The following is a 24787-nucleotide window of genomic DNA, read 5'->3' on the forward strand; positions in this document are numbered from 1 at the left end:
GCTGGACCAGGCGGCGTAGCTGCCCCACCTGCGCGGTCAGTGCACGGCAGTGCCGGTCACGCCGTACCGGCTCAACGCACGTTGCAGTTCCCGGGTGGCGTTGTGGGTACGTGACTTGACGGTCCCCGGGGGTACGCCCAGCAACCTGGCCACCTCGCGGTGCGTCCGGTCCTGGTAGTAGACCAGGACCAGCGCCTCACGGTGTACCGCCGAGAGGCTACGCAGCGCCGGCTCCAGCGTGGCCCAGTCCAGGGCGGCGTCGTACAGGCTCTCCGCCGGCTGCCAGGCCGTGGCCGTGACGTCCTCGGCGACCTCAGCCGGGCGGGCCGTCACCCGCCGGGCGTGGTCGATGCTGAGGTTGTGGGCGACCCGCGACAGCCAGGCCTGCGGCGACCGGGAGCTGGCCACCGAGGCCAGATTGCGCCAGGCCCGCAGCAGCGTCTCCTGGACCAGGTCCTCGGCGCGGTGCGGATCGCCGGGCACCAGACGCCGGGCGTACCGGTGCAGCACTGGCCGGCTCTGCGGCACCAGAACCTGCTCGTACCAGGTGACCAGGTCGGCGTGGTTCGGCGGCCGATCGCCCTCGACGGTCTCCATCGGATACCTCATCTCTGGCCGTACGAACCGGTCAGGCAACCGAACCGGCGGCGGGCACGTCGGACGCGGTAAGCCGCAGCAGATCATCGGTCGACGGGTCGGCGAGATCGGCCACCCGCTGCGCCTGGTGTTCGGTCATCCGCTGAAAAACCTGGCGCGCGGCGCGACCGTTGCCGAACCCGTGGCCATGGTTGATCGCGGCGAAGAGGTCATGGACGGCGACCCGCGCGTCGTCGGCGAGCTGGTACTCGTGCTGCCGGCACTGGGCCTCGACGATGTCGGTCAGCTCGGTGGACCCGTAGTCCTCGAAGGTCAGCGTCCGGGAGAAGCGGGACGCCAGACCTGGGTTCGAGGCGATGAAGCGGCTCATCTCAAGGGGGTAACCGGCCACGATCACCACCACCTCGTCGCGGTGGTCCTCCATCAGCTTGACCAGCGTGGCGATGGCTTCCTGCCCGAAGTCGTTGGTGTGTCCGGGCGGGACCAGCGAGTAGGCCTCGTCGATGAAGAGGACGCCGCCGAGTGCCCGGCGGAAGACGGCCTGGGTACGGGGTCCGGTGTGCCCGACGTACTCGCCGACCATCGTGGTCCGGTCGGCCTCGACGAGGTGGCCGCGTTCCAGCATGCCCAGCGCGGCGAGTAGGCGGCCGTAGAGGCGGGCCACGGTGGTCTTGCCTGTGCCCGGGTTGCCGGCGAAAACCAGGTGTCGGCTCAACGGCGGCGCGGCGAGCCCGGCCTCCCGGCGCCGGCGTACCGTCTGCATGAGTTTGATCTGTGCCTGCACATCCTGCTTGACCCGGTCCAGGCCGACCAACGCGTCCAACTCGGCCAGCAGTCCCGGCAGGTCTGCCTCGGTAGGTCGGGCCGCCTCAGTCGGAGTTGGGTCCGCCAGCGAAACACCGGCTGCCGAAGCCCCGGCCACCGCCGGGACGCCGGGTTCACCGCTGGCGGCGAGCGCGGTCGGCGGCAACAACGATCTGGCCACCTCGGTTAGCCGGATCTCCTCGAAGACCGGCCTGGCCTGCGGGTCCACATCGACGTCGAGTTCGGTGTCGCGGATCCGGGCGCGCACGACGGTCGGCGTCGCCGTGGGGCCGACGTGGATCGCCGGGTACGCGCTGTCGGTGAACACACAGTCGACGTATCTGCCGCCGCCGCCCTCGGCGACGAACAACGCGTTCTTCGCGCCCGCCGTGCATGACGTGCCCGTCACCTGCGGGTTGGCCCCGGTCCACACCACGATGCCGGAGCCCTCGGCAGCACGCACCGCGCACCGCTCCACGGTGCCTCCGCTGTCCTGCTCGAAGACGATCCCGGCGGTGCCGGCGCGGTCGATACGGCAGTCGGTCAACTCCACCGTGGCACCGACGCCGACCTGCACGCCGGCCCTGCCGCTGGCGTCGACCACGCATCCGGTCAGCCGCACCGGCCGGTCCGAGCCGACGACCACCCCGTTACGGTTCCCGGCCAGCACGGTGTTCGTGGCCGTCACCTCGGCGCTGTCGGCGGTGTTCACCCCGGCGAGCCCACAGCCGCGGACCCAGCCGCCGGTCAGCTCGACGCTGCCTGACCCGATGGCGTGCAGCCCGTGCTCCGCCGACGGACCGACCAGGGCGCCGGTGGCGGTCAGCCGGCCGGCACCGCCGACGTGCAACACGCTGTAGGTCGTGTCGCTCAGCGCGGTGTCGGTGAGGGTCACCGTGCCGTGGTCGGTGACGAGGATCCCGTTGCCGGCGCAGCCGCGCACCGATCCGGCGGAGATGCCGATCTCGGCCTGGTCCCGGCACACCACACCGGTTGCGCCCGCTCGGCTCACGTCGCAGCGCGTCAGGGCCAGCCGCGACCGGTCGGCGGCGACCACTGCCGCGGTGACCGGGTCGGTCAGCCAGCACCCGGTCAGGTCCACCCGCGCCGCCCCGAAGGCGAACACCGAGTCCCCACCGCTGCGACTCACGGCGACGTCCAGCCCGATGACCGACGCCGACTCTTCGGCACGGATCCCGTTGCGTCCAGCGGCGACGACGGTGCAACGGGCCAGCTCGATCCGGGCCGTGCCACGTGCCCGTACGCCAGAGCCGGTGACCGAGTCGATCCAGGTGTCACGCAGAGTGGTCTGTGCCGATTCGCCGGCCACCACACCTATGCCGTCAACGTCGGTGACGACGCACCGCTCGAGCAGGACCACGGCGTTGCCGGTGGCATACAGGCCAGCCAGCCGGGCGCCGGTCAACCGACAGTCGCGCAGCACGGGGCGGGCCTGCCCGGTGACCTCGACCCGGCCGCCGTGCAGGCCACAGCCGACGAGTTCGGCGCCGCCGTCCTCGATCCGCAGCAGCGGTTCCGCAGGCTCGGCACCGGCCAGCGTCAGGTCGATCAGGGTCGCCGCGGCGGTGATCCGCACCGGGGTGCGCGACACCAGCGACACGCTGCCCGGCCCCCGCTCGGCCCGCAGCCGCACCGCGCTGTCGACGAACAGTTCCTCGTGGTAGAGACCCGGCGCCACCAGCACGGTCTGCCCGTCCGAGGCCGCCCGCAGCCCGGCCGCGACGCTCTGCGCGGCACCTCGTTGTCCGGGGGACACCCGGACGACGTCCGAACCGGCGCCGACCCGCCGGCCCCCGAGTAAGCCCCGTGCCATCATTCACCGCCACCGGGCACCGTCGGTCCGGTGCTCACGGCTGCCCGCTGCGCACCAGGTGGTCCGCGTCGTCGGGGCGGCTGGCGAACGGGTCGTCGGCCCTTTCCACGGTCAGTCGACGCCGCGCGCGTGCCGCCCGGTAGCGGCCCCAGAGCCACCCGGCGACCAGCAGCGTCCCGATCGCCGCGAGCACCGCCAGCACCACCGGCCAGGAGACCGGCTGGCTCCGGCCGCTCCGTTGCCCGACGGTGCCGGGCAGCCCGCCGGCCTGCGGGCGGGTCACCGCGGCGTACGGGTCGAGCCGCCCGACGCTCTCCTGACCGGCGTCGGCTTCCCGGGCGGCGGTGTTGATCAGCTGCCGGCCGACATCTCCCCCGGAGAGTCCGGGGTGGGCGGAGCGAACCAGCGCTGCCGCGCCTGCGACGAAGGCGGCGGCGTACTCCGTTCCGGTGCCGACGTAGGACCCGGTGCCGGCCGCTCCGATGCTGCGGACGCCGACTGCCGGCGCGAGCAGATCCACCGAGCCGTCCGGATAGTCGCTGGTCGGCCGCTGGTCGGGACCAAGACCTCCGACTCGGAGCAGACCCTCCGCCGGGGCGACGGTGGAATCTCCGGCCGGGGCCGGCGCCACCACGAGTACGCCCCGGCCGATCGCCTCCTCGACCGCCGAACGGACCGTGCGGTCGGTGACGTCGACGGACGCGCCGAGCAGGATCACCTTCGCCCCGGTGGCCACCGCGACCTGAATGGCGGTCACGGCCGCCGGTGGGCTCGCCGCGACGCCCCGGTCCACCAGCCGCACCGGAATGATCACGGCCTTCGGCGCCACCCCGACCCGTTCGCCGCCCGCCCCGTCGTCGGCGGCGATGATGCCCGCCAGCGCGGTGCCCGAGCCGACACAGTCGGTGTCGCCCAGGCCGTTGCCGGAGACGATGTCCGCGCCCCGGCCGAGCCGGTCACCGAGTTCCGGCCGACCGGCCGCCACACCCGAGTCGATGACCGCCACCCGGACGCCGGCACCGCTGGTGATCCGCCACACCCGCTCCGGAGCCACCAGGCGCTGGCCCCAGCTCGAGTTGGTTGGTGGGGCGTCGACAATTGTCGGCCGACAGCGGGAGCGGTCGGAGACCGGGGAGCCGGAACCGGCCGGCCGGCCAGCGCCGGGTTGCGGACGTGCTGGGACACCGGCCACCTCGCCCTGCCCGGGTGCGCCACCCGGATTGGCCGCCGTGGGCGGGTTCGGCGTCGCCGTGCTGGGCAGCACCCCGTGCCGCAGGCCGGTGCCGATCGCGTCCCAGGGCAGCACCAGGTGCCAGCCCTCGTTCAGCCGCCCGGGATCGGTCAGTCGGCCACCGTCCGGCTGCCGCCGCCCGGTGTTGAGCTCCAGGATCTCGCCGGCCCGCTCGGCGTCGCCGAGGAACCGGGCGGCGATGGTCCAGAGGGTTTCCGGCTTGCCCTGGTACGACGCCGGCACCGTGTAGTAGAGGACGTAGGGCTCGACCTCCGGCGCGGCCGGCGCGGCCTGGGCGGCCTGGAACTCGGTGACGGCGAGTGTGGTGGCCGCCGTCACCGCCGTGAGCGCCGCCAGCCCGGTCAGGGCCACCCGGGCAAGTGGCCCGGTCACCAGTTGGCCCTTCGGATCAGTGCCCAGTCGTGGTCGTCGTTGGCCCGACAGCCGAATACCTCGATCCGGGCCTCCACTCCACCGGTTCCGTAACCGCCGGGGACGTCCAGGCAGAGGTTCGAGGCGGTGTTGACGATCCGGTAGAACTGGCCCCGGTCGGCCTTCACCGTGGGCTGCAGCCGCCAGTACTGGTTCTCGTCGTCGAAGCAGCCGGTCTCGAGGACCCCTGTCGCCGGCGCGACCGAGCCGGTGCCGGGCAGGTCAAGGCAGTACTGGGAGGTGACGCTGCGGATCCAGTACAGCTGGTTGCCGGCGCCGTCGACCCGACGCGGGACGAAGGCGTACTCCTGGTTGTCGCGGGTGTGCGGGTAGCAGAGGTTCTGGTGGACCGTCCCGTCCCGCGGCCCTGGCCCGGTCCCCGGAATGTCCAGGCACATCGTGGTGGCGAGGTTGTGGATGAAGTACGGCCCGTACGACCGGTTGTCCGCGGCGGTGTCCTTGGCCTTGACCGGCGGTTGGTCGGAACTGTTCTGCGCCAGGGCACTGGGCTTTGGCTGCGACGGCGGATTGGCCGGCCCGGTCGGCGCGCCGGTGGGCGAACCGGGGGTCCGGTCGGGCGCTGCGGTCGGACTCTTCGACGGGGCGGCGGGTCGGGTCAGCCGCGGGTCCTTGGCGTACTCGGCCTCGTAGCGGCCCACCTGCTCCGTCAGCCCGATGATCCGTTCGCCGCCCGGCACGTCGGCCAGCGAACGGACCGCCGGGTCGTCCCGCAGGAACGCCGCCAGCGCGAGCGGGTAGTCGTCCGGGCCGGTACCGGGTACGGCCTCCAGCAGCGCGCACATGGTCTCGCCGAGGGCCGGCACGGCCGAGGCGGGCGTCCACGGCGAGGCCTCCGCCGACGGGCGCACGTAGGCCACCCACACCTGGGGTAGGAACTGCGCGATGCCCTGCTCGCCGGTCGGGCCGAGCCGCTGCGGGTCGAACGCGGATGTGGCCATCAGCTGCGCGGCGACCCGGGCCGGCGGTAGCTGCGGGCAGACGGCACCGGCGGTCAGGATCAGTTCGACGTACTCGTCGGGAACCGGCATCGGCGCGGCCGCCTCGGCGACCCGCTCCGCAACCATCGGCGGAGTGGTTTCGGGCGCCGGATCACCGCTGCCGCCGAAGGCGGGCTGTAACGCGTACCAGATGGCGTACCGCTCGACGGTGTCGACGTACTCGACGGCGCCGGTCGGCACGTCGCTGGCCTCGACGACCGGCTCCACGCCGACCCGATGCGCTGCCAGCGCCAGCTTCCACCGGTCGCCGTCGATCCTGAGCACCCGGATCTGGCCGACCAGTTGGCACATGTGGTGGGCGAGCGCGGTGACGCTGGCCTCCCGGTCGCTTGACCGTGCCCCGTCCCACGGCGCCCATTTCTGCCACACGGCCGGCACCAGGCCGGCGGTGCCCTGCGCTCCGACGGCCTGCACCGCCTCGACCGGGGTCGCGGAGAACCGGGAGGCGGCCATCACCTGGCCGGCCAGCCGCGCCGGGGTCAGGGTGGGGCACGCCGTGGCGGCCTCGGTCAGCAGCCGGACATCGGCGTCGGAGACCCGGGCGCCGGGCAGTGGCTGCCCGGCATCGGCCGGGCGAGGAGCCACGGACGCGGTCAGGGTGACCATCGCGGCCAGCCCCAGGGCTGTCCCCACGAGCAGCCTGTGTCCGGTCCTTCCTGACATGCTCATCCGGATCGTTCTGTTTGGCACCGCCCCACACCTTCCCAAACCTGTCCGTTATGGACCCACTGCAAGCTAGATGCCTGCAGTACGGCGCACAGGCGACCAAGAAAGACATCACTGTGAATATTGGGTGAATCAGTGGGATGGCACCGGACGCACGGCGATCCCGAGGAGGTGGACCCATCGGTTGGCCACCTCTATGACACCAGCGCCTACACCCCCCGCAGCAGGACCGTGTCGAGATGACGATCAGGGCCGGTCTCCGCAGTGGAGACCGGCCCTGATTCGTCTGGCAGCCACGGTTGCTGCCTCGTCCCGAGTGGAGTCAACCGCCGCCCCTGCCTCCTCGCTGGTCCATTGGGCAACGGAGGTGGGGCGCGGGCAGCGGTCAGCTCGTCAGGACGACCGTGGAGATGCTGCGGGCGCCGACGTTGACGGAGACCTGCCCGCCGTTCACGCTCGTCGTCTGGCTGGCCGCGTTGGCGCTCAACGAGGTCAGGTAGTGCTCGGCCCGGGTGATGTTCTGCGGCACCTGGATCACCGCGTTGTTGACCGCGCTGTTCGACCGGTTGAGGATCACCAGCGTCGTCTTGCCGCCGCCGGTGTAGGCGGTGACCTCCAGCGGGTTGGCCTTGGAGCTCTTCGTCAGGGCGACCCGCTGGTAGCCGGGGCGCACGTACTTGGCGAACTGCGAGAAGGCGTACCCGCGCTTGAGCGGAGCCCCCGCGGTGGTGCCGTAGGCCGACTCACCGTCGCCGATGAAGGAGTAGAAGCGCTTGCCGTACCACCAGATGTAGGCGGTCCAGTTGGCCTCCATCGACCGGTGCACCGTACGCATGATGTCGTCGAGCGTCTCGTTCCAGACCGTCTGGTTGCCGGGGTTGCCCCAGATGTTGGAGCCGTTGCCGTCGGCCTCGTGCAGGTTCCACTCGGTCATCCACACCGGCTTGTTGTGCTGGTCGGCCAACGGGTACGACCGCAGCCGGCCGGATTCCTCGGTGCCGTACAGGTGGCCGCCGATGTAGCCGATGTTGTTGCGGGCGGTCGGGTCGTTCAGGGTCGGGTCGGTGTAGCTGTAGTTCAGGTTCACCGCCTCGGCCACCATCAGCCGGGTGTTCTGCACCCGGGTGCCGTGGTCGCGGACCCAGTTGCGCAGTTCGGTGCCGCTCCAGTCCATCGAGTCGTAGTTGGGGTGCCAGTCCGGTTCGTTCTGCACCGAGGTCACGTCGATGGTCACCCCTTGGCCGCGCATGTACTGCACGTAGCTGTTCAGGTGGTTGCCGTAGTCGTCGTAGTAGTCGGTGCGCAGCTTGCCGCCGTTGACCCGGCTGTTGTTCGTCTTGAACGACGCCGGCGCCGTCCACGGCGAGGCGAGGATCTTCACGTCCGAGCCGTACGACTTGGCCGTCCGCAGGGAGTTGACGTGGGTCGGCCACTCACCGGACTCCGGCGAGATGCCGGTTCGCACGATCGACAGTCCCAGTTGGTTGGCGCCGAGTCCGACAAGCGTCTGTGTTTCGGCCGTCGACCAGGCGCTGCCCCAGATCGAATGCGCGGCCCCGAAACCGTCGACCGTCTGGTACCTGGTGTTGCTGTTCACCGTGATGTCCGCCGGGCCAGCGGGTGGCGGGGTGGTCGGCGGTGGGGTGGTCGGCGGTGGGGTGGTCGGCGGTGGGGTGGTCGGCGGCGGGGTGGTGGGGTCGGGCGGCGTGGTCGGCACGGTGTCGCCGGTGCAGGCGACCCCGTTCATCTCGAAGCCGGTGGGTACGGGGTTGCTGCCGTTCCACGAGCCGTTGAAGCCGAACGACGTCGATCCGTTCGTCGGGATGGAGCCGTTGTAGCTGACGTTGCGGGCGGTGACGGCGGCTCCGCTCTGGGTCAGCGTCGTGTTCCACGCCTGCGTGATGGTCTGGCCTGCGGGGTAGGACCAGGTCAGGGTCCAGCTGGTCACCGGGTCGCCGAGATTGGTGATGGTGACGTTGGCGCCGAAGCCGCCCGGCCACTGGGACGACACGGCGTAGTTCACCGAGCAGCCGGCTGCCGCGGCCCCGGCCGGCAGCGCCACGGCTACCGCCGCCGATGCCAGCAGGACGGCGCCGGTTGACATCAGGGCGAGGTTCCTCGCTCTGAGTTTCCTCATGGGACTCTCCTTGGCTGGGGAGTACGGCCAGCTCATCCGGGTGGGGCCTCGAATGGTTGACGAGCGTCTGACCGGCCGTATCCGGGGTCGGCGGGAGCGCTCCCACCGACAGGGTGGTGGATGTGTCGGTGAAACTGTTTCTCTGCTAGCCGGAAACTAGTTCGAAGGGTCGGCGCATGTCAATGTCTGTCGATGTCTCCGCCGGGACCGCCACCGGACCGCGCGGGTGGCCGCGCCAGTGACGTACCGTAGTCTCTTCTTCTTCCCGCTCGCCTCGACCCACGGGATGTCATGAGCGACACAGAGGTCACCAACCCGCCGGTCACCGCCGAGGAGCAGACCGCGGCCCGCCCGCCGGTAGGCCCCGGCGCGAAGCTGACAAACCGGGTCACCTTTCTCGCCGTGGTCGCCTTCGCGATCTTCGGCATCGGTACGCCGCTGCTCGGCCTGACGGTCTTCTCCAACACCGACCTGCTGGTCGCGTCGAGCCCGTACCACAGCGCCGGACTGTCCAGCCCGGAGATCCGTAACCGGATCGCCAACGACGTCGTCGCCTCGGTGGTGCCCAACACCGAGTTGTTCGCCGACGAACTCCGGTCGGGCCGGCTGGCCGCCTGGAACCCGTACGTGGGGGGTGGCAGCCCGCTCGGCGCGGTGCCGAACTTCGCGGTGCTCTCGCCGCTGAGCCTCCCCTACTACCTGCTGCCGATGGCGCTGGCACCCGGCTACGTGAAGCTGCTGGAGATCATCTGCGCGGTGGCCGGCTGTTTCCTGTTCCTGCGTCGGCTGCGGCTCGGCCGGGCGGCGGCGCTGCTCGGCGGGCTCGCCTTCGCCAGCAGCGCCTTCATGGTGATGTGGAGCAACTGGCCGCAGACCCGGGTGGCCGCGTTCATCCCCGCCGTCTTCTGGGCGACCGAACGGCTGGCCACCGAGCGCCGGGCCCGGGACGCCGCGCTGCTCGCCGCCGCGCTGGCGGCGATGCTGTTCGGCGGGTTCCCGGCGGTGACCGGATACACCGTGCTGACCGCCGGGGCGTACCTGCTGGTGCGGGTGTTGGCCGAGCACCCGGGGCGGTGGCGGCCGGTGGTCGGGACGCTGGCGGCAGCGCTGGCCGCGCTTGTGGTGGCGGTGCTGACGGCGGCCGTGCAGCTCTTCGCGTTCGTCGCGGCGATGTCCCGGGTGGAGCTCAGCGGGCGGGCCCAGACCGGGGCCGACCACCTCGACCCGGCCAGCCTGATCACGGCGGTCACGCCGTGGGCCCTCGGCAGCGTGAACACCTTCGCGCTCGAACGCAACGCGATCGAGTCGATGTCGTACGTCGGCGCGGTCGCGGTCGTGCTGGCGTTCGTCGCGGTGGCGCTGCCCTGGCGGGCGTGGTCGTTCCTCCCCCGCGGTGTCTGGTCGTTCCTGGTGGGGGCGGTCGCCGGCTGGCTGGTCCTGATCTACCTGGGTCGGTGGCCGCTGGCGGCGTTGCAACAGTTGCCGGCGCTCTTCTCCGACAGCTTCGTCGGCCGGGGCCGCAGCGTGCTCGGCTTCCTCATCGCGGCGCTCGTCGGCATCGGCTTCGAACTCCTGCTGCGCCAGGTCCGCGCCACCGACGCCCACCCGGCCACCAGCCCCGCCAGCACCGCCGGGTCCGCCGGCCCGGACGGTCCGACCGGGGCCGCCGGCACCGGGCGGGGTGCGCTCACCGGCATCGGGTACACCTCGACGGGCCGGCGCCGAACCTGGGTCGCGACGGTGCTGGCCGGCGGGCTCGTCGGGTTGGCGCTGATGGTCTGGACCGGCCGGCGGGCGGCCACCGCCGACGGCGGGGCGGGCCGCTTCGACCTGCACCTGCTGATCGGGTTCGCGCTGCTCGGCGCCGGGGTGCTCTGCGTGGCGGTACTGCTGCGGGCCGGCTCCGGCGGCCGGCTGACCGCGCCCGGCCGGGCCGGCCGGCGCTGGCGGTTCGGGGCGGCGGCCGGGGCGGTGGCGATCCCCCTGCTCGTCGCGGTGCAGGCGCTCAGCCTGGTGGTGCCGTACTGGCCAGCAGCCGACCGGGACACCTTCTACCCGCGTACGGATGTGCACGAGTTCCTCGCCGCCAACCTCGGCCACGACCGGTTCGCGGCGGCCGGCGGCGGCATGTACCCCGGCGCCGACAGCGCGGCCCGGCTGCGGTCGCTGACCGGCGAGACGTTCTTCGACCACCGGTTCGCCGAGACCGTCCAGGCGCTCCCCGGTGAGCTGTTCGGCAGCACCCTGCTGCGGCTGCCCACCACGGTGGAGATGGCGCAGAGCCCGGTGCTCGACCGGCTCTCGGTGAAGTACCTGGTGAATCCGCCGTGGGCGACGATCTTCGGCCGGGCGACGGTGGCGGGTACGGACGGGGGTACGGTCACGCTGACCCCGGACGCCCCGGTCAGCGTGCCGCTGGCCGTACCCGGCCCGTTGCGCGCGGTCGGCGTGACGCTGCCGGCGGCGGTGGGCAGCGCCGGCCGGCTCGACGTCGTGCTGCGGGACGCGGCCGGCCAGGAACTGGCCCGGGGCAGTCGCCGGTTCATCCGGGCGACGCCCGGCGAGCCGTTCTACGTGCCGGTGCCGGGCGACCGGATCACCCCGGACGGGCCGTTGACCGCCGAACTGACCCTGCGGGCGGGCCGCCCGGTCGAGGTGGCCGCGCTGGCCGGCGCCCCGGCCATCTCGACGATCGCCGGGGAGGACGACGGGCTGGCGCTGGCGTACGCCGGAAATTCGGTGGTCTGGCAGCGGTTGGCCGCGCTGCCGCGGGTCCGGTGGGCGTCCGGGGCGCTGGTGGCGGCCGACCCGGGACAGCGGCTGACCGCCCTCTCCCAGGGCACCGTCGGCCCCGACCAGGTGGTGCTCGACGAGCCGCCGACCCGGGAGCCCGATGGCCTGCCGGCGACGGTCGAGGTGACCGGCGACGGCACCGACCGCATCGAGGTGGTGGTGGACGCGCAGGGGGCCGGGCATCTCGTCGTCGCCGACGCGATCCAGGCCGGCTGGACGGCGACCGTCGACGGCGTACCGGCGCCGATCGTCCCGGCCGATCACGGTCTGGCGGCGGTCGCCGTGCCGGCCGGCCGGCACACGGTCGAGTTGCGTTACGAGTTGCCACGGGACAACCTCGGCGGCTGGCTGAGCGCGGCCGGCCTACTCACCCTGGCCGGTGTCGGCGTGGCGGTGCTGGTCCGCAACCGCCGGGAGCGGCGCCCCCGGTCCGGCTAGCGGACGGGGCGCTCGTGATCCGCGTCACTCCGTAATCGGACCTTCCCTCCTCACCGGCCCCATCGGGTCATTGCCTCCCCTGGTCAAGCCGTTCGATCGATGGTGATAACTAAGCATCGGCTGGCACCGTGAGTAATCTTGGCCGGGCCGAACCGACCCGACCACCCCTTACCCCCGGATTGATCTGGTGCCCCCCGAGTCCGAGATCCTGGTCCGCGACCTGGCCGCCCGGCTGGCCACGGCGCCGACCGCGCTGGCGGCCTGCCAGGTGGCGGTCGAGGCCGTCGGCAGGCACACCCCGGCCACCGTGTCGGTGCTGCTCTGGGTCCATGACCGGCTCCGGTGCGTAGCGGCGACCGGCACCTGGCAGGTCTTCTCGACGGTCCCGCCCGGGGTCGGCGTGGTGGGCCGGGTCTACGCCGCCGGCAAGACCGCGGTGGTGCCGGATGTCGCCCGCGACCCCGACTATCTGCCGCTGCGCCCGGACGTGACCGCCGAGCTGTGCGCGCCGGTCCTGGCCGCCGACGGTCGGCCGGTGGGCGTGCTCGACCTGCAGTGGACCGGTGCGGTCGATCCGGACGGGTGGCGGGAGTCGGCGGAGCGGGTGGCCGAGCGGCTCGGGGCGACGATGGCCAGGCTAGGTGGGCCACCGGCCGAGAGCCGCAGCGAGAAGCTGCTGCGGCACGCGACCGCGCTGACCACCGCCGGCACCGAGTGGGAGCTGCTCGGCCGGGCGATGGACGCCGCCCGGGACGTCTCCGGGCTGGCCGCGGCGGTGCTGGTGATCGATGGCGCCCGCGGGCCGCGGGTGACCACCCCGACCAGCGAACCCGGCTCGCTGGAGGCCGGGGTCCGGGCCGCGTTGCGCGCCGCCGGCCAGCCGGCGCTGCGCCGGCTGATGGCCCAGGCGCACCGGTACGGGGCGTCGTACACCCTCGGCGAGGCGGGGCAGACCGCCTTCGCCGAGCACGAGACGCTCACCTCGGCCGCCGTGCGTACCCTGATCGCGGTGCCGGTCGGGCCGGCCGACGGCGGTGGGGTGCTGCTGGTGGCCGACGAGCGACCGGTCCGCCCCGATCCGACGGTGGTGAACCTGATCGAGTTGCTGGCCGCCCAGTCCTGGATCTGCCTGGACCGGCTGCGCGGGCTGGCCCGGCTGCGTGAGCGGGCCACCTCCGACCCGCTGACCGGGCTGCGGCACCAGGGTCCGTTCGGGGAGCGGATCGCGGTCGCCACGCCGGGTCGGACCGCCCTGTTGGCGATGGACGTCGACGACTTCAAACGGATCAACGACACCTACGGTCACCAGGCGGGCGACCGCGCCCTGGTGGAGCTGGCCCGGGCCCTGGAGGCGGCGTTGCGCCAGGGCGACGAGCTGTACCGCATCGGCGGCGACGAGTTCGTCGCGGTGGTGGAGGTGGCCCGCGCCCAGGAGGCGGTGGGGATCGGCGAACGACTCGCCGAGGCGGCCCGCCGGATCGGTCGCACGATAAGCGTCGGGGTGGCGGTGCAGCGCGACGGCGAGCCGCCGGAGGCGACGCTGCGCCGCGCCGACACCGCCCTCTACGCGGTCAAGCGCCACGGCCGCGACGGTGTCCGGCTGGCCGATCCCCCGCCCGCGACATCCCCGCCGATCCGGCCGACGTCACCCCCGCCGGAGCCGCCCCCGACGGAGCCGCCCCCGACGGAGCCGCCCCCGACGGAGCCGCCCCCGACGGGGTCGCCCCCGGCCGAGTTGCCGGCCGCGGGATCGCCCCCGGCCGGGTCGCGCCCAGCCGGGCCGCCGGCGGCGGGGGCATCAGCGTAGGCCGGCGGCGACCAGTTCGGCGATCTGGGCGGTGTTGAGGGCGGCGCCCTTGCGCAGGTTGTCGCCGGTGACGAAGAGGTCGAGGGCGCGCGGGTCGTCAAGCGAGCGGCGGAGCCGGCCGACCCAGGACGGGTCGGTGCCGACCGCGTCGATCGGCATCGGGAACTCGCCGGCCGCCGGGTCGTCGACCAGGATCACGCCGGGGGCGTTCCGCAGCGCCTCCCGGGCGCCCTCGGCGTCGACCTCGGAGCCGAAGACCGCGTGTACGGCCACCGAGTGCCCGGTGACCACCGGCACCCGTACGCAGGTGGCGGAGACCTTGAGGTCGGGTAGACCGAGGATCTTGCGCGACTCGTTGCGCATCTTGACCTCCTCGGACGACCAGCCGGCGTCCAGCAGCGAGCCCGCCCAGGGGACCACGTTGAGCGCCAGCGGCGCCGGGAACGGGCCGAGGTCGTCGCCGACCGCCTGGCGGACGTTGCCGGGGCGGGAGCCGAGCGCCCGGTCCCCGGCGATCTTGGCCAGCTGGTCGTAGAGGATGTCCACGCCGGCCTGGCCGGCGCCCGAGACCGCCTGGTACGAGGCGAGGACCAGCTCCCGCAGGCCGTACTCGCGGTGCAGCGGGGCGACCGCCACGATCATCGCGAGGGTGGTGCAGTTGGCGTTGGCGATGATGCCCTTGGGCCGGTTGCGAATCTGCTCCGGGTTGATCTCCGGCACCACGAGTGGCACGTCCCGGTCCATCCGGAAGGCGCCGGAGTTGTCGACCACCACCGCGCCCTTGGCGGTGGCCACCGGCGCCCACTCGGCGGAGACCTCGTCCGGCACGTCGAACATGGCCACGTCCACGCCGTCGAAGGAGTCGGCGGTCAGCTCCTGGACGGTCAACTCCTCGCCCCGGCAGAGCCGCTGCTGGCCGGCGGAGCGGGTGGAGGCGAGCAGCCGGATCTCACCCCAGACGTTGCGTCGGGAGGAGAGCAGGTCGCACATGACGGTGCCGACGGCGCCGGTCGCGCCGACAACGGCGAGCGTGGGGAGGGAGGGCGCCACGGCTGGTTACCGCCCGGTTCCCGCGTACACCACCGCTTCCTCGGTGCCGTCGAGGTCGAACGCCTCGTGTACCGCGCGGACGGCCGCGTCCAGGTCGGTGTCCCGGCAGACCACCGAGACCCGGATCTCGGAGGTGGAGATCATCTCGATGTTCACGCCGGCCTCGCCGAGGGCGGCGAAGAAGCTGGCCGCCACCCCGGGGTGCGAGCGCATGCCGGCGCCGATCAGGGAGACCTTGCCGACGTGGTCGTCGTAGAGCAGGCCCTTGAAGTGGACCGACTCCTGGATCTTGCTGAGCGCCGCCATCGCGGTCGGGCCGTCGGCCTTCGGCAGGGTGAAGGAGATGTCGGTGAAGCGGCCGTGGCCATCGGCGTCGGTGGTCACGGTGGAGACGTTCTGCACGATCATGTCGATGTTGATCTCGGCGCTGGCGGCGGTCTCGAAGATCCTGGCCGCCGCGCCCGGCTCGTCCGGTACGCCGACGATGGTGATCTTCGCCTCGCTCCGGTCGTGTGCCACCCCGGTGATCAGTGCCTGTTCCACGGAAAGGTCCTCCATCGATCCGGTGACCATGGTGCCGGTGTTTGTCGAATATGACGATCGGACGTGGATCGGCAGGCCGGCCCGGCGGGCGTACTCGACGCTGCGCAGGTGCAGCACCTTCGCGCCGCAGGCGGCCAGTTCGAGCATCTCCTCGTAGGTGATCTGCTTGATGTGGCGCGCGTTGGGCACGATCCGGGGGTCGGCGGTGAAGACCCCGTCCACATCGGTGTAGATCTCGCAGACGTCGGCCCGCAACGCCGCGGCCAGCGCGACGGCGGTGGTGTCCGAGCCGCCCCGGCCCAGCGTGGTGATGTCCTTGGTGTCCTGCGCGACGCCTTGGAAGCCGGCCACGATCGCCACCGCGCCCTCGTCGAGGGCACCCCGCAGCCGGCCGGGCGTGACGTCGATGATCCGGGCCCGGCCGTGCACCGAGGTGGTGAGCACCCCGGCCTGCGACCCGGTGTAGGAGCGGGCCTCGTACCCGAGGTTGTGGATCGCCATCGCCAGCAGCGCCATCGAGATCCGCTCACCGGCGGTGAGCAGCATGTCCAGCTCCCGGCCCTGCGGCAGCGGGCTGACCTGGTGGGCCAGCTCCAGCAGCTCGTCGGTGCTGTCGCCCATCGCGGAGACCACGACCACCACGTCGTCGCCGGCCTTGCGGGCGGCGACGATCCGCTCGGCCACCCGCTTGATCCGCTCGGCGTCGGCGACCGAGGATCCGCCGTACTTCTGCACCACCAGTGCCACGGCGGTCCACTCCCTCCATCGACGCCAGGTCCATCGACGCCCCGGGATGACCCCTGAGCGTGCCAACGCCGCCGGGCTGGAGGCCGGCGGCGCCGTGTCAACGGGATCAGGGTACCGGCCAGCACCGGCACCCGACCCAGCCGATCCCACCATTCGACCAGGTGTACGGGTGCCACCGCCCCGGCCGCGAAGCCGACCGACAGGCCGGATCGCGGCTCGGCACGGCGGCTCGGCACGGCGGCCCGGCGCCCGCCGACACGCCGGGCGCAGCAGGGCTGTCCCGGCAATCGGACCGGCGGCACCGACAATGTCGGGTGTGCGCCCCGGTGCAACCCCCCGTCCCGCCGTCCTCGATCAGCTCCGCGGCGCCCTCGCGCTTACCTTGCCGCTGACCCTGCCGCTGCTCCTGCTCGCCTGCGGCGGTGATCCGCCGCCGGTCGACCCGACGCCGACTCCGCCGGTCACCTCGGTCGCGCCGCCGGAGGCCCGCAGCCAACTCGCCGCCCTCGCGGCGGCCGCCCAGGACCGGCACCTGACCGCCAGCTACCGGCTTTCGGTCGCGGGCCGGGAGGACCGGACGGTGGTGGTCACCACCGCCACCGACCGCAGTTGGCGGGTGGACATCCCGGGTGGTGCGCTCGGTGGCACCGCCGACGTCGCCGTGGCACAGAACGGAGCCGGGCTGTTCCAGTGCGCGCTGCCCTCGGCCGGGTGGGCGGTGCCGGCCGACTGCGTACGGGTGGGCGATCCGGACGCGGGGCTGGCCGGGTCGATCGATCCCCGGGTGCAGCACCCGTTCACCGACTGGCGGGATGTGCTCACGGACCGGCAGGCGGCGCTCTCGGTCTCGGTCAGTCCGCCGCTGCCCGGCGCGGCCGGGACCTGCTTCTCGGTGGAGTCCACCACGGTCTCGGTCGGTCCGCCGCTGGACGTCGGCATCTACTGCTACGACCGGGACGGCACCCTGACCGGCGCCCGGCTCTCCTTCGGCACCCTGGTCCTGGCCGGTCCGCCGGCCGCCGCGCCGGCGTCCGTGTCGCTACCCGGGCCGGTGGTGGACCGGGAACCGTTGCGGATGGCGGCGCCACCGCCCGAAGATCCTTCGGCGTCACCCTCCGTAGACCAACAACAATGAGGTTCTCTCACATTGAGGCTCCGAACCGACACAGCAGGTGACCCCGGTTTGGTGACGCAATGTCCGGTAAGGCACACTCGGCGCCATGGCCCAGCTATCTCCGTTGCTCGCGAGCCGGTGGAGCCCGCGGGCATTCGATCCGGCGGCCGTGGTCACCGAGGCCGAACTGGACTCCCTGCTGGAGGCCGCCCGGTGGGCGCCGTCGGCCGGCAACGCCCAGCCCTGGCGTTTCCTGGTGGGGCGGCGCGACGACGAGGCGTACAAGCGGATCTTCACGAACCTGCCCGGCGAGGTCCAGCGCTGGGCCGGTCGGGCGTCGCTGCTGCTGGTCGGCGCGCACCTGACCACCGACCCACCCGGGTCCGACCCGGGCCAGGCGGCGGACGACCCCGGCCAGCCGGCGTACGACCTGGACCAGGCGGCGTACGACCTGGGTCAGGCGATCGCGCACCTGACCGTGCAGGCGACGGCGCTGCGGCTGCACGTGCGCCAGGTTTCCGACCTCGACGTCGCCGGGCTCCGCGCCGACCTCGACCTGCCCGCCGAGGTCCGGCCGCGGGTCGTGGTGGCGATCGGGCGGCTGGGCGATCCACTCAGCCTGCCGACGGACCTGCGCCGGCAGGAGCTGGCGCTGCGCCAGCGCCGTCCGCTCGGCGAACTGCTGCTCGACGAGCGCCCGCCACCGGCCCGCTGACCGCCCGGCATCTCACAATCCGGGCAAAGTTTCGCCCAGCACATCCCGGCCACGTAGGGTCACACTGTCATGTGGCAGGCGCTTCTTCTTCGTCGCCGCGGCGGGGCCTCTCAGGCCGGCACCTCGTCGCGGAGCTGACGCGCGCCGTCCGAATTCACGAACTGTCCGACCGCGCCCCGGGTTCACGGGACGTCGCGGGTCGGAGAAGCATCGTCAGCCGGGCGTCGATCGCGTTCGCAGCGCCCACACCGCCACATGAGCACGGGAGTCATCCGCAATGACCCAGCACGCCGACCCCATCACCGAGGCCGATCCGATCGCCCGGCAACGGCCGAGCGCCATGCCGTACCAGCGGTACCAGCCCTACCATCAGCAGTTCGCCGTCGACCTGCCGGACCGGCGCTGGCCGACCCGGCGCGTCGAGGCCGCCCCGCGTTGGTGCGCGGTGGACCTGCGGGACGGCAACCAGGCCCTGATCGACCCGATGTCGCCGGAGCGCAAGCGCCGGATGTTCCAGCTGCTGGTCCAGATGGGCTACAAGGAGATCGAGGTCGGCTTCCCGTCGGCCAGTCAGACCGACTTCGACTTCGTCCGGCAACTGATCGAGCAGGACCTGATCCCCGACGACGTGACGATCCAGGTGCTGACCCAGTGCCGGGAGCACCTGATCGACCGCACCTTCGAGTCGATCCGGGGCGCCAAGCGGGCCATCGTGCACTTCTACAACTCGACCTCGACGCTGCAGCGGCGGGTGGTGTTCGGGCTGGACAAGGCGGGCATCACCGATATCGCGACCCAGGGTGCCCGGCTCTGCCGGAAGTACGCCGAGATCCACACCCCGGACACCGACATCTACTACGAGTACTCCCCCGAGTCGTACACCGGCACCGAACTGGACTACGCGTTGGAGGTCTGCGCGGCGGTCATCGACGTGATCGACCCGACCCCGGACCGCCCGCTGATCATCAACCTGCCGGCCACCGTCGAGATGGCCACCCCCAACGTGTACGCCGACTCGATCGAGTGGATGGACCGCAACCTGCCCCGCCGCAGCAGCGTGGTGCTCTCCCTGCACCCGCACAACGACCGGGGCACCGCGGTGGCCGCCGCCGAGCTGGGCCTGCTGGCCGGCGCCGACCGGATCGAGGGCTGCCTGTTCGGCAACGGCGAGCGGACCGGCAACGTCGACCTGGTCACCCTGGGCCTGAACCTGTTCTCCCAGGGCATCGACCCGATGATCAACTTCTCGAACATCGACGAGGTCAAGCGGGCCGTCGAGTACTGCAACCAACTGCCCGTGCACGAACGCCACCCGTACGCCGGTGACCTGGTCTACACCGCCTTCTCCGGCTCGCACCAGGACGCCATCAAGAAGGGCTTCGACGCGCTGACCGCCGACGCCGACGCCGCCGGGGTGCCGGTCGACGACCACCGGTGGGGGGTGCCGTACCTGCCGATCGACCCGAAGGACGTGGGCCGCACCTACGAGGCGGTGATCCGGGTCAACTCGCAGTCCGGCAAGGGCGGCGTCGCGTACATCATGAAGACCGAGCACAACCTGGACCTGCCGCGCCGGCTCCAGATCGAGTTCTCCGGCGTGGTGCAGCAGGTCACCGACCACGGCGGCGGCGAGGTGGAGCCGGCCCAGATGTGGGAGATCTTCGCCACCCACTACCTCACCGGCCACCAGCCCGACCCGGCGCTCGCCCTGTCGACGTACGCCGCGGCCACCGTCGACGGCAAGGTCGAGATCGAGGCGGTCGTCGAGACCGGCGGTGACCGCCGGTCGGTCACCGCGGTGGGCAACGGCCCGATCGACGCGTACGTCAACGCGCTGCAGACCCTCGGCGTCAAGGTGAAGGTGCTCGACTACCACGAGCACGCGATGTCCTCCGGCGGTGACGCGCAGGCCGCCGCCTACGTCGAGTGCGAGATCGACGGCCGGACGGTCTGGGGCGCCGGCCTGGACCAGAACATCGTCACCGCCTCGGTGCAGGCCGTGACCAGCGCCGTCAACCGCGCCCGGAGCTGACCGTTGGGCCGCCGCCCGCCCCCCGGTCCGCGTGATCGGGGTACGCGGGCGGCGGCAACGACGGGCACGGCCGCGACGGCGGCGGTTCCCCCTGCGGCCGGTGCACCAGCACCGCGGCCAGCACCGCCCCGGCGACCATCAGGCCGACCGCCCAGAGCAACGCGAGGCGGTACGCCGCCGCCAGCTCAGCCGGCACCTCGTACGCGGTGCCGCTCAGCCCACTCAGTAGCGGCAGGGTGGCCACTGCGAGCAGCCCGCCGGCCCGCGCCGCGGCGTTGTTCACCCCGCTGGCCACGCCGGCGAACCGGTCCGGCACGGCGGCCAGCACCGACGCGGTGAGCGGCGCCACCACCAGGGTCATCCCGATCCCGAACAGGGTCACCCCGGGCAGCACCTGGGTCCAGTACGAGCCGTCCGGGGTGATCCCGCGCAGCAGCAGCAGGCCACCGGCGGCGATCAGCGGGCCGACGGTGAGCGGCAGGCGGGGGCCGATCCGGGTGGCGAGCGCTCCGGCACTGCCGGACCCGACCAGCAGCAGCACCGTCATCGGGATGGTCGCCGCCCCGGTCGCCAGGGCCGAGTAGCCGGCGACGTTCTGCAGGTAGACGGCGAGGAAGAAGCTCTGACCGATGAGCGCCGCGTAGACCAGCACGGTGAAGATGTTGAGCACCGAGAAGAGCCGCCGGGCGAACAGCTCCGGTGGCAGCATCGCGGCGGCCCGCCGGTGCCGCTCGACCCACACGAACAGCCCGACCGCGATCGCCCCCACGGTCGCGCCCACCCACACCTGCCATGATCCGAAGCCGCCCTGGTCCGCCTCGATCAGCGCGAAGGTGATCCCGGCCAGCCCGAGCGCGCCGAGCAGCGCCCCCGCCAGGTCGAAGTGCGGCGCCCGCCCGCCGGTCCGCCCGGCGGTGACCCGGTCGCCGGACTCCGGTAGCCGGTCGGCGGGATCGCCGGACTCCAGTGGCCGGTCGGCGGGATCGCCGGGCTCCGCTGGCCGGTCGGCGGCGTCGGTGGGCGGCAGCGGGGCGCGGCTCTCGGGGGCCCAGCGCAGCGCGGCGACGAGCACCACGGCGGCCGGTGGCAGGTTGATCAGGAAGATCCACCGCCAGGAGAACGCGTCGATCAGGTACCCGCCGACGAACGGGCCGAGCGCGGTCGACACGCCGGACAACCCCGACCAGGTGCCGATCACCCGGCCCCGGTCGTCCGGGTGGAAGCTCGCCTGCAGCAGCGACAGCGACCCCGGGGTCAGCAGCGCCCCGCCCGCGCCCTGCAGGAACCGGGCCGCGATCAGCAGCTCGACGTTCGGCGCCAGCCCGCACAGCAGCGAGGCGCCGGTGAACGATGCCACCCCGACGATGAAGATCCGGCGCCGGCCGAACCGGTCCCCGAGAGCGCCGCCGAGCAGCACGAACGCGGCCAGCATCAGCAGGTAGCCGTTGAGCGTCCACTGTAGACCGGATACGGTCGCGTCGAGTTCGGCGCCGATGTGCGGCAGGGCCACGTTGACCACGGTGCCGTCCAGGAAGACCATGCCGGAGGCGAGAATCGCCGCCAGCAGCGTTCCCCGCCCGGCCGCGGTGCCTCGACGTAGCGGAGTCGTCAGTTCGCTCACGGTGTCCAATCTGCCGGCGGCACAGGACGAGTCTGCCGGGCACGATATGCGAGATGCCGCGAAACGCCGAAACAACCTCTGAATGCTGCGCCTGTCCGCGCTGACCCCGCAAGCTTGGGGTGTGCCAATTTCGCGTACCAGAATCCGGTCCTGGCGGTTCGCGGTGGCCGGGCTCGCCGCGGCGCTCGTCTTCGCAGGCGCCGGCTGCGCCCCGGTGGAGGAGTACGGGCCGGAGGCGGGCCGGTCGGACCCGCCCGCCGGCGGCGGCGGGAACGCGGAATCGCTGCTCGACCAGTTGACGGTGGCCAGCGCGGGCAGCATGCGCGGGTACAGCCGGGATCACTTCCCGCACTGGCGCAAGGCCGGCAAGAACTGCGACGTGCGCGACACGGTGCTGCAGCGCGACGGCACCGACATCGAGCTGTCCGGCTGCAACGTGGTCGGTGGCCGCTGGTCGAGCGTCTACGACGGCCGCACCTTCACCGACCCCGCCGACGTCGACATCGACCACATGGTGCCGCTGGCCAACGCCTGGCGCTCCGGCGCGGACGAGTGGGACGACGACAAGCGCGGCGAGTTCGCCAACGACCTGGACCGGCCGCAGCTCTTCGCGGTTTCGGCAACCTCGAACCGGGCAAAGGGTGATCAGGACCCGTCGCAGTGGAAGCCGCCGAGCCGGGAATACTGGTGCACCTACGCGGAGGACTGGATCGCCGTCAAGCACTACTGGAAGCTCACGGTGACCACCGACGAGAAGGCCACCCTCGGCGACATGCTGGGCACCTGCGGGTCCTGACGCCGACGAGTCGGGAGTTGACCATGGGTACGGACACCAGCCGGACGACCGACATCGTCCCCGGACCGGGTGGCGTGATGACCGACGAGGTCGGCGTGGTCACCGGCGAGCTGACCCTCCGCACCGAGTACGCCGACGGCCAGGTCACCCTCCGCGTCCAGTACAAGGACGCCGAGGAGTGGTACGCCGTCACCGGCGGCAAGGCCACCCTCCCCGACCCCGCCGCCCTCGACGCGGTCCACACCCTCGCCACCGCCCTCCTCAACCGTCCCGAGGGCTAACCCACAGCCAGCTCATGATCCATTGACAAAAGGTCTCGCATTCTCCCCGGATTGCGGGACTTTTCATCACTTGATCGTGCGGATCAGCGGGGCGGGTGGAGGGCTCCGACTCGGGTCGCGGTGAGGAAGGCGGCCCAGCCGTCAGTCGCGAAGGTCAGCACCGGCCCACCCGGATCCTTGCTGTCCCGCACCCCCACCTCCCCACCGACGGCTACTTCGACGCAGTTGTTGCTGTTGTTGCTGCGACTGGACTTCCGCCAGGCAGCTGCCGGAAATTGCTGGGTCAGCTCAGCCATCTTGCGCCAACTCCCTCGCCGTCTTCCGGATGAGATCCCGGGATCTACGCACATCCAGGGCATGGTCACTGATGTCCGTGAAGGCCCGCAAGAAGCGAGCTATCTCGCGGGCCTCCTCGAACCAGAGCCCGCCGAGCAGTACGTCCGAGTAGACCATCGGCGGCTCGTGACCCGCCGAGAAGCGCAAGATCACGAAGTTCCCGGATACCAGCCCGTCGTGCACGCCAACACCGAGGGGCAGCACCCGCAGCGTGACGTTGGGCCACTCGCTTGAATCGGCGAGGTGCTGAAGTTGTTCAGCCATCACGGACTGCCCACCGACCGACTGCCGGATCGCCGCCTCACTCACCACCACGTTCAGCCTGACGGGATCCGGGCGGCTCAGGATCTGCTGCCTACGCAGCCGCAACTCCACGCGCCGGTCGATCTCCTCCGCACTGCGGTCCCGACTGTCGGGCACGGTGACCAGCGCTCGGGCGTACCGCTCGGTCTGTAGCAGGCCAGGCACGAGCTGCGTCTCGAAGGTGTCCAGCTCGGTGGAGTCCTGTTCCAGGCCGATGTAGGAGTCGAAGTTGGTCGGCACGAGGAGGTCGTTGTAGGGCTGGTACCAGCCCTTGACCCTGGTCGCCTCGGCGAGTTTGACGAGCCCGTCGCGGGTGGCCGAGTCGGCCTCGTACAACTCGCACAGACCGAGGATGTCCTGCTTGATCCGGATGCGGACGCCCGGCTTGCCGGCTTCCATCCGGTAGAGGGTGGACGGCACCCGCTCGATGAACTCGGCCGCGACATCCTGGGTGATGCCCTTCGCCACCCGGAGTTCGCTCAGCAACCGGCCGAGCCGCCGCCGGGCCGCCATCGATCCCGAGCCGTCCGAGACTCCACTCTTCCTGACGCTATCCGTTGGTATCCAATGAGGATGCAAGAACGACCACGCCCGGTGGCAGCACCCACACGATCCGACGTACCGCGCGGGAAAAGACAGGCACCGAGACGGTCCTGGCTCGCATCCAACGTCCCGTCTCGGTGCCCTGACCACACGAGGTGGCCACATGAGACTCTATCCGCAGCAACCCGTCCCGCCCGATCGCGAGATCACCCTGGCCGACCCCCGGGTCCGCGACCTGGATCGGGCCACCTCACGGGCGTACGCGGTGCTGGGTGAGGCGATCGAGACCGCCGCGCTCCGGGGCGTACCGGTGGAGATCATCGCGAAATACACGAGCCTCCCGCTGGACGAGGTGAGCCTCGCCCTCACCGACACCGAGGAGGCCGCCGCTCCCGCCTGAGGCGCCATTCATGATCGCGAAGGATTGGGTGACTCCGTCGACACCGAATCCTTCGCGATCACGGAAGCCGGCCCGGGTGGGTCGAGCAGGCGGCGTAGGAGCGTGACGAGTTGCTGCCGTTCGTCGGGGGTGAGTCGGGCGAGCGCGTCGTCCTGGGCGCGGGCGAGAGCGGTGTCGAGTTCGCGCAGCCGGCGGCGGCCCAAGTCGGTCAGGGTGATGATGTTGCGGCGCCGGTCGGTCGGGTCGACGGACCGCGCGATCAGGCCGGCGGCGGCCAGCCCGTCGACGTGCCGAACCACGTCGCCGCGGTCGAGGCCGGCGTGGGCACCGAGGTCCGCCTGACTGAGCGGGCCGAACTCGTCGAGACAGGCCAGCAGCGCGTAGTGGCCGCGCCCGACGTCCAGGGCGGCCAGTTCCGCGGACACGAACCGCCGTACGAGGTTGGACGACTGGGCGAGCAGCCAACTCGGCAGGGTTCGCAGCCGTTCGGGGGCCCGGTCGATCTCCATGCCCGGAGAGCCTAGTCAAAGTGCGTGGTCGGACCTATT

Annotated in this window: 18 protein-coding genes and 1 pseudogene; 8 read left to right on the forward strand and 11 right to left on the reverse strand. The window is 72.1% G+C overall.

Annotated features, from left to right (window positions below; translation table 11 throughout):
* Positions 1–36: 36 nt before the first annotated feature.
* The 5 genes from O7627_RS32090 to O7627_RS32110 all read right to left on the reverse strand — a co-directional run bounded on the left by O7627_RS32090 (position 37) and on the right by O7627_RS32110 (position 8720).
* Entirely contained in the window at positions 37–597 is a 561-nt protein-coding gene (locus O7627_RS32090) for a sigma-70 family RNA polymerase sigma factor (RefSeq protein WP_278097181.1), read from the reverse strand.
* 31 nt (positions 598–628) lie between these two features.
* Complete coding sequence (locus O7627_RS32095; protein ID WP_278097182.1) at positions 629–3238, reverse strand: right-handed parallel beta-helix repeat-containing protein; 2610 nt, start codon at positions 3236–3238, stop codon at positions 629–631.
* A 31-nt stretch (positions 3239–3269) separates the two neighbouring features.
* Entirely contained in the window at positions 3270–4859 is a 1590-nt protein-coding gene (locus O7627_RS32100) for a S8 family serine peptidase (RefSeq protein WP_278097183.1), read from the reverse strand.
* On the reverse strand, positions 4856–6550 hold the full coding sequence (locus O7627_RS32105; RefSeq protein WP_278097184.1) for an RICIN domain-containing protein: 1695 nt from the start codon (positions 6548–6550) through the stop codon (positions 4856–4858). Before O7627_RS32105 ends, O7627_RS32100 begins: the two co-directional genes overlap by 4 nt.
* A gap of 418 nt (positions 6551–6968) precedes the next feature.
* Positions 6969–8720 (reverse strand): cellulose binding domain-containing protein, encoded by a 1752-nt coding sequence (locus O7627_RS32110; protein ID WP_278097185.1) that lies wholly within the window; start codon positions 8718–8720, stop codon positions 6969–6971.
* A gap of 291 nt (positions 8721–9011) precedes the next feature.
* Between O7627_RS32110 and O7627_RS32115 the strand changes: the two genes are divergently transcribed.
* The gene (locus O7627_RS32115) at positions 9012–11951 is read left to right on the forward strand and encodes a hypothetical protein (RefSeq protein ID WP_278097186.1); all 2940 of its coding nucleotides are present in this window, start codon (positions 9012–9014) and stop codon (positions 11949–11951) included.
* A gap of 205 nt (positions 11952–12156) precedes the next feature.
* Positions 12157–13557, forward strand: a pseudogene (locus tag O7627_RS32120) (diguanylate cyclase); the annotation flags it as partial.
* Positions 13558–13749: 192 nt separating this feature from the next.
* On the opposite strand, the gene O7627_RS32125 reads toward O7627_RS32120, so the two are convergent.
* Positions 13750–14808 carry an aspartate-semialdehyde dehydrogenase gene (locus O7627_RS32125; RefSeq protein WP_278097187.1) on the reverse strand — a complete coding sequence of 353 codons (1059 nt, stop codon included), beginning with the start codon at positions 14806–14808 and terminating at the stop codon, positions 13750–13752.
* A gap of 6 nt (positions 14809–14814) precedes the next feature.
* A complete protein-coding gene (locus O7627_RS32130) occupies positions 14815–16098 on the reverse strand; it encodes an aspartate kinase (RefSeq protein ID WP_278097188.1) in 1284 nt (427 codons plus the stop codon).
* Positions 16099–16414: 316 nt separating this feature from the next.
* Here O7627_RS32130 and O7627_RS32135 point away from each other — a divergent pair, with 316 nt between their 5' ends.
* From O7627_RS32135 to leuA, 3 genes are all read left to right on the forward strand, one after another.
* Positions 16415–17233, forward strand: a complete 819-nt coding sequence (locus tag O7627_RS32135) for a hypothetical protein (protein ID WP_278097189.1) — start codon at positions 16415–16417, stop codon at positions 17231–17233.
* Between the two features lie 85 nt (positions 17234–17318).
* Positions 17319–17927: a nitroreductase family protein gene (locus O7627_RS32140; RefSeq protein ID WP_278097190.1), complete on the forward strand. Its 609-nt coding sequence runs from the start codon at positions 17319–17321 to the stop codon at positions 17925–17927.
* A gap of 277 nt (positions 17928–18204) precedes the next feature.
* On the forward strand, positions 18205–19959 hold the full coding sequence (gene leuA / locus O7627_RS32145) for a 2-isopropylmalate synthase (RefSeq protein ID WP_278097191.1): 1755 nt from the start codon (positions 18205–18207) through the stop codon (positions 19957–19959).
* Here the strand turns inward: leuA and O7627_RS32150 are convergent.
* Complete coding sequence (locus O7627_RS32150) at positions 19940–21571, reverse strand: MFS transporter (RefSeq protein ID WP_278098514.1); 1632 nt, start codon at positions 21569–21571, stop codon at positions 19940–19942. The two genes, leuA and O7627_RS32150, sit on opposite strands and share 20 nt — an antisense overlap.
* Before the next feature lie 151 nt (positions 21572–21722).
* Between O7627_RS32150 and O7627_RS32155 the strand changes: the two genes are divergently transcribed.
* Both O7627_RS32155 and O7627_RS37245 read left to right on the forward strand, forming a co-directional pair.
* Positions 21723–22376 carry an HNH endonuclease family protein gene (locus tag O7627_RS32155; protein WP_278098515.1) on the forward strand — a complete coding sequence of 218 codons (654 nt, stop codon included), beginning with the start codon at positions 21723–21725 and terminating at the stop codon, positions 22374–22376.
* Positions 22265–22657, forward strand: a complete 393-nt coding sequence (locus tag O7627_RS37245; RefSeq protein ID WP_347404727.1) for a hypothetical protein — start codon at positions 22265–22267, stop codon at positions 22655–22657. The genes O7627_RS32155 and O7627_RS37245 overlap by 112 nt, the downstream gene beginning before the upstream one ends.
* Positions 22658–22740: 83 nt before the next feature.
* On the opposite strand, the gene O7627_RS32165 is transcribed toward O7627_RS37245, so the two are convergent.
* Both O7627_RS32165 and O7627_RS32170 read right to left on the reverse strand, forming a co-directional pair.
* A complete protein-coding gene (locus tag O7627_RS32165; protein WP_278097192.1) occupies positions 22741–22953 on the reverse strand; it encodes a DUF397 domain-containing protein in 213 nt (70 codons plus the stop codon).
* Positions 22946–23809 (reverse strand): helix-turn-helix transcriptional regulator, encoded by an 864-nt coding sequence (locus O7627_RS32170; RefSeq protein WP_278097193.1) that lies wholly within the window; start codon positions 23807–23809, stop codon positions 22946–22948. The genes O7627_RS32165 and O7627_RS32170 overlap by 8 nt, the downstream gene beginning before the upstream one ends.
* Positions 23810–24002: 193 nt before the next feature.
* Here O7627_RS32170 and O7627_RS32175 point away from each other — a divergent pair, with 193 nt between their 5' ends.
* Positions 24003–24239, forward strand: a complete 237-nt coding sequence (locus O7627_RS32175; protein ID WP_278097194.1) for a hypothetical protein — start codon at positions 24003–24005, stop codon at positions 24237–24239.
* 8 nt (positions 24240–24247) lie between these two features.
* Here the strand turns inward: O7627_RS32175 and O7627_RS32180 are convergent, their stop codons facing one another.
* Positions 24248–24748 (reverse strand): MarR family transcriptional regulator, encoded by a 501-nt coding sequence (locus O7627_RS32180; RefSeq protein WP_278097195.1) that lies wholly within the window; start codon positions 24746–24748, stop codon positions 24248–24250.
* Positions 24749–24787 lie beyond the last annotated feature (39 nt).

Origin of the sequence: Solwaraspora sp. WMMD1047 (genome assembly GCF_029626155.1) — a bacterium.
GTDB lineage: Bacteria > Actinomycetota > Actinomycetes > Mycobacteriales > Micromonosporaceae > WMMD1047.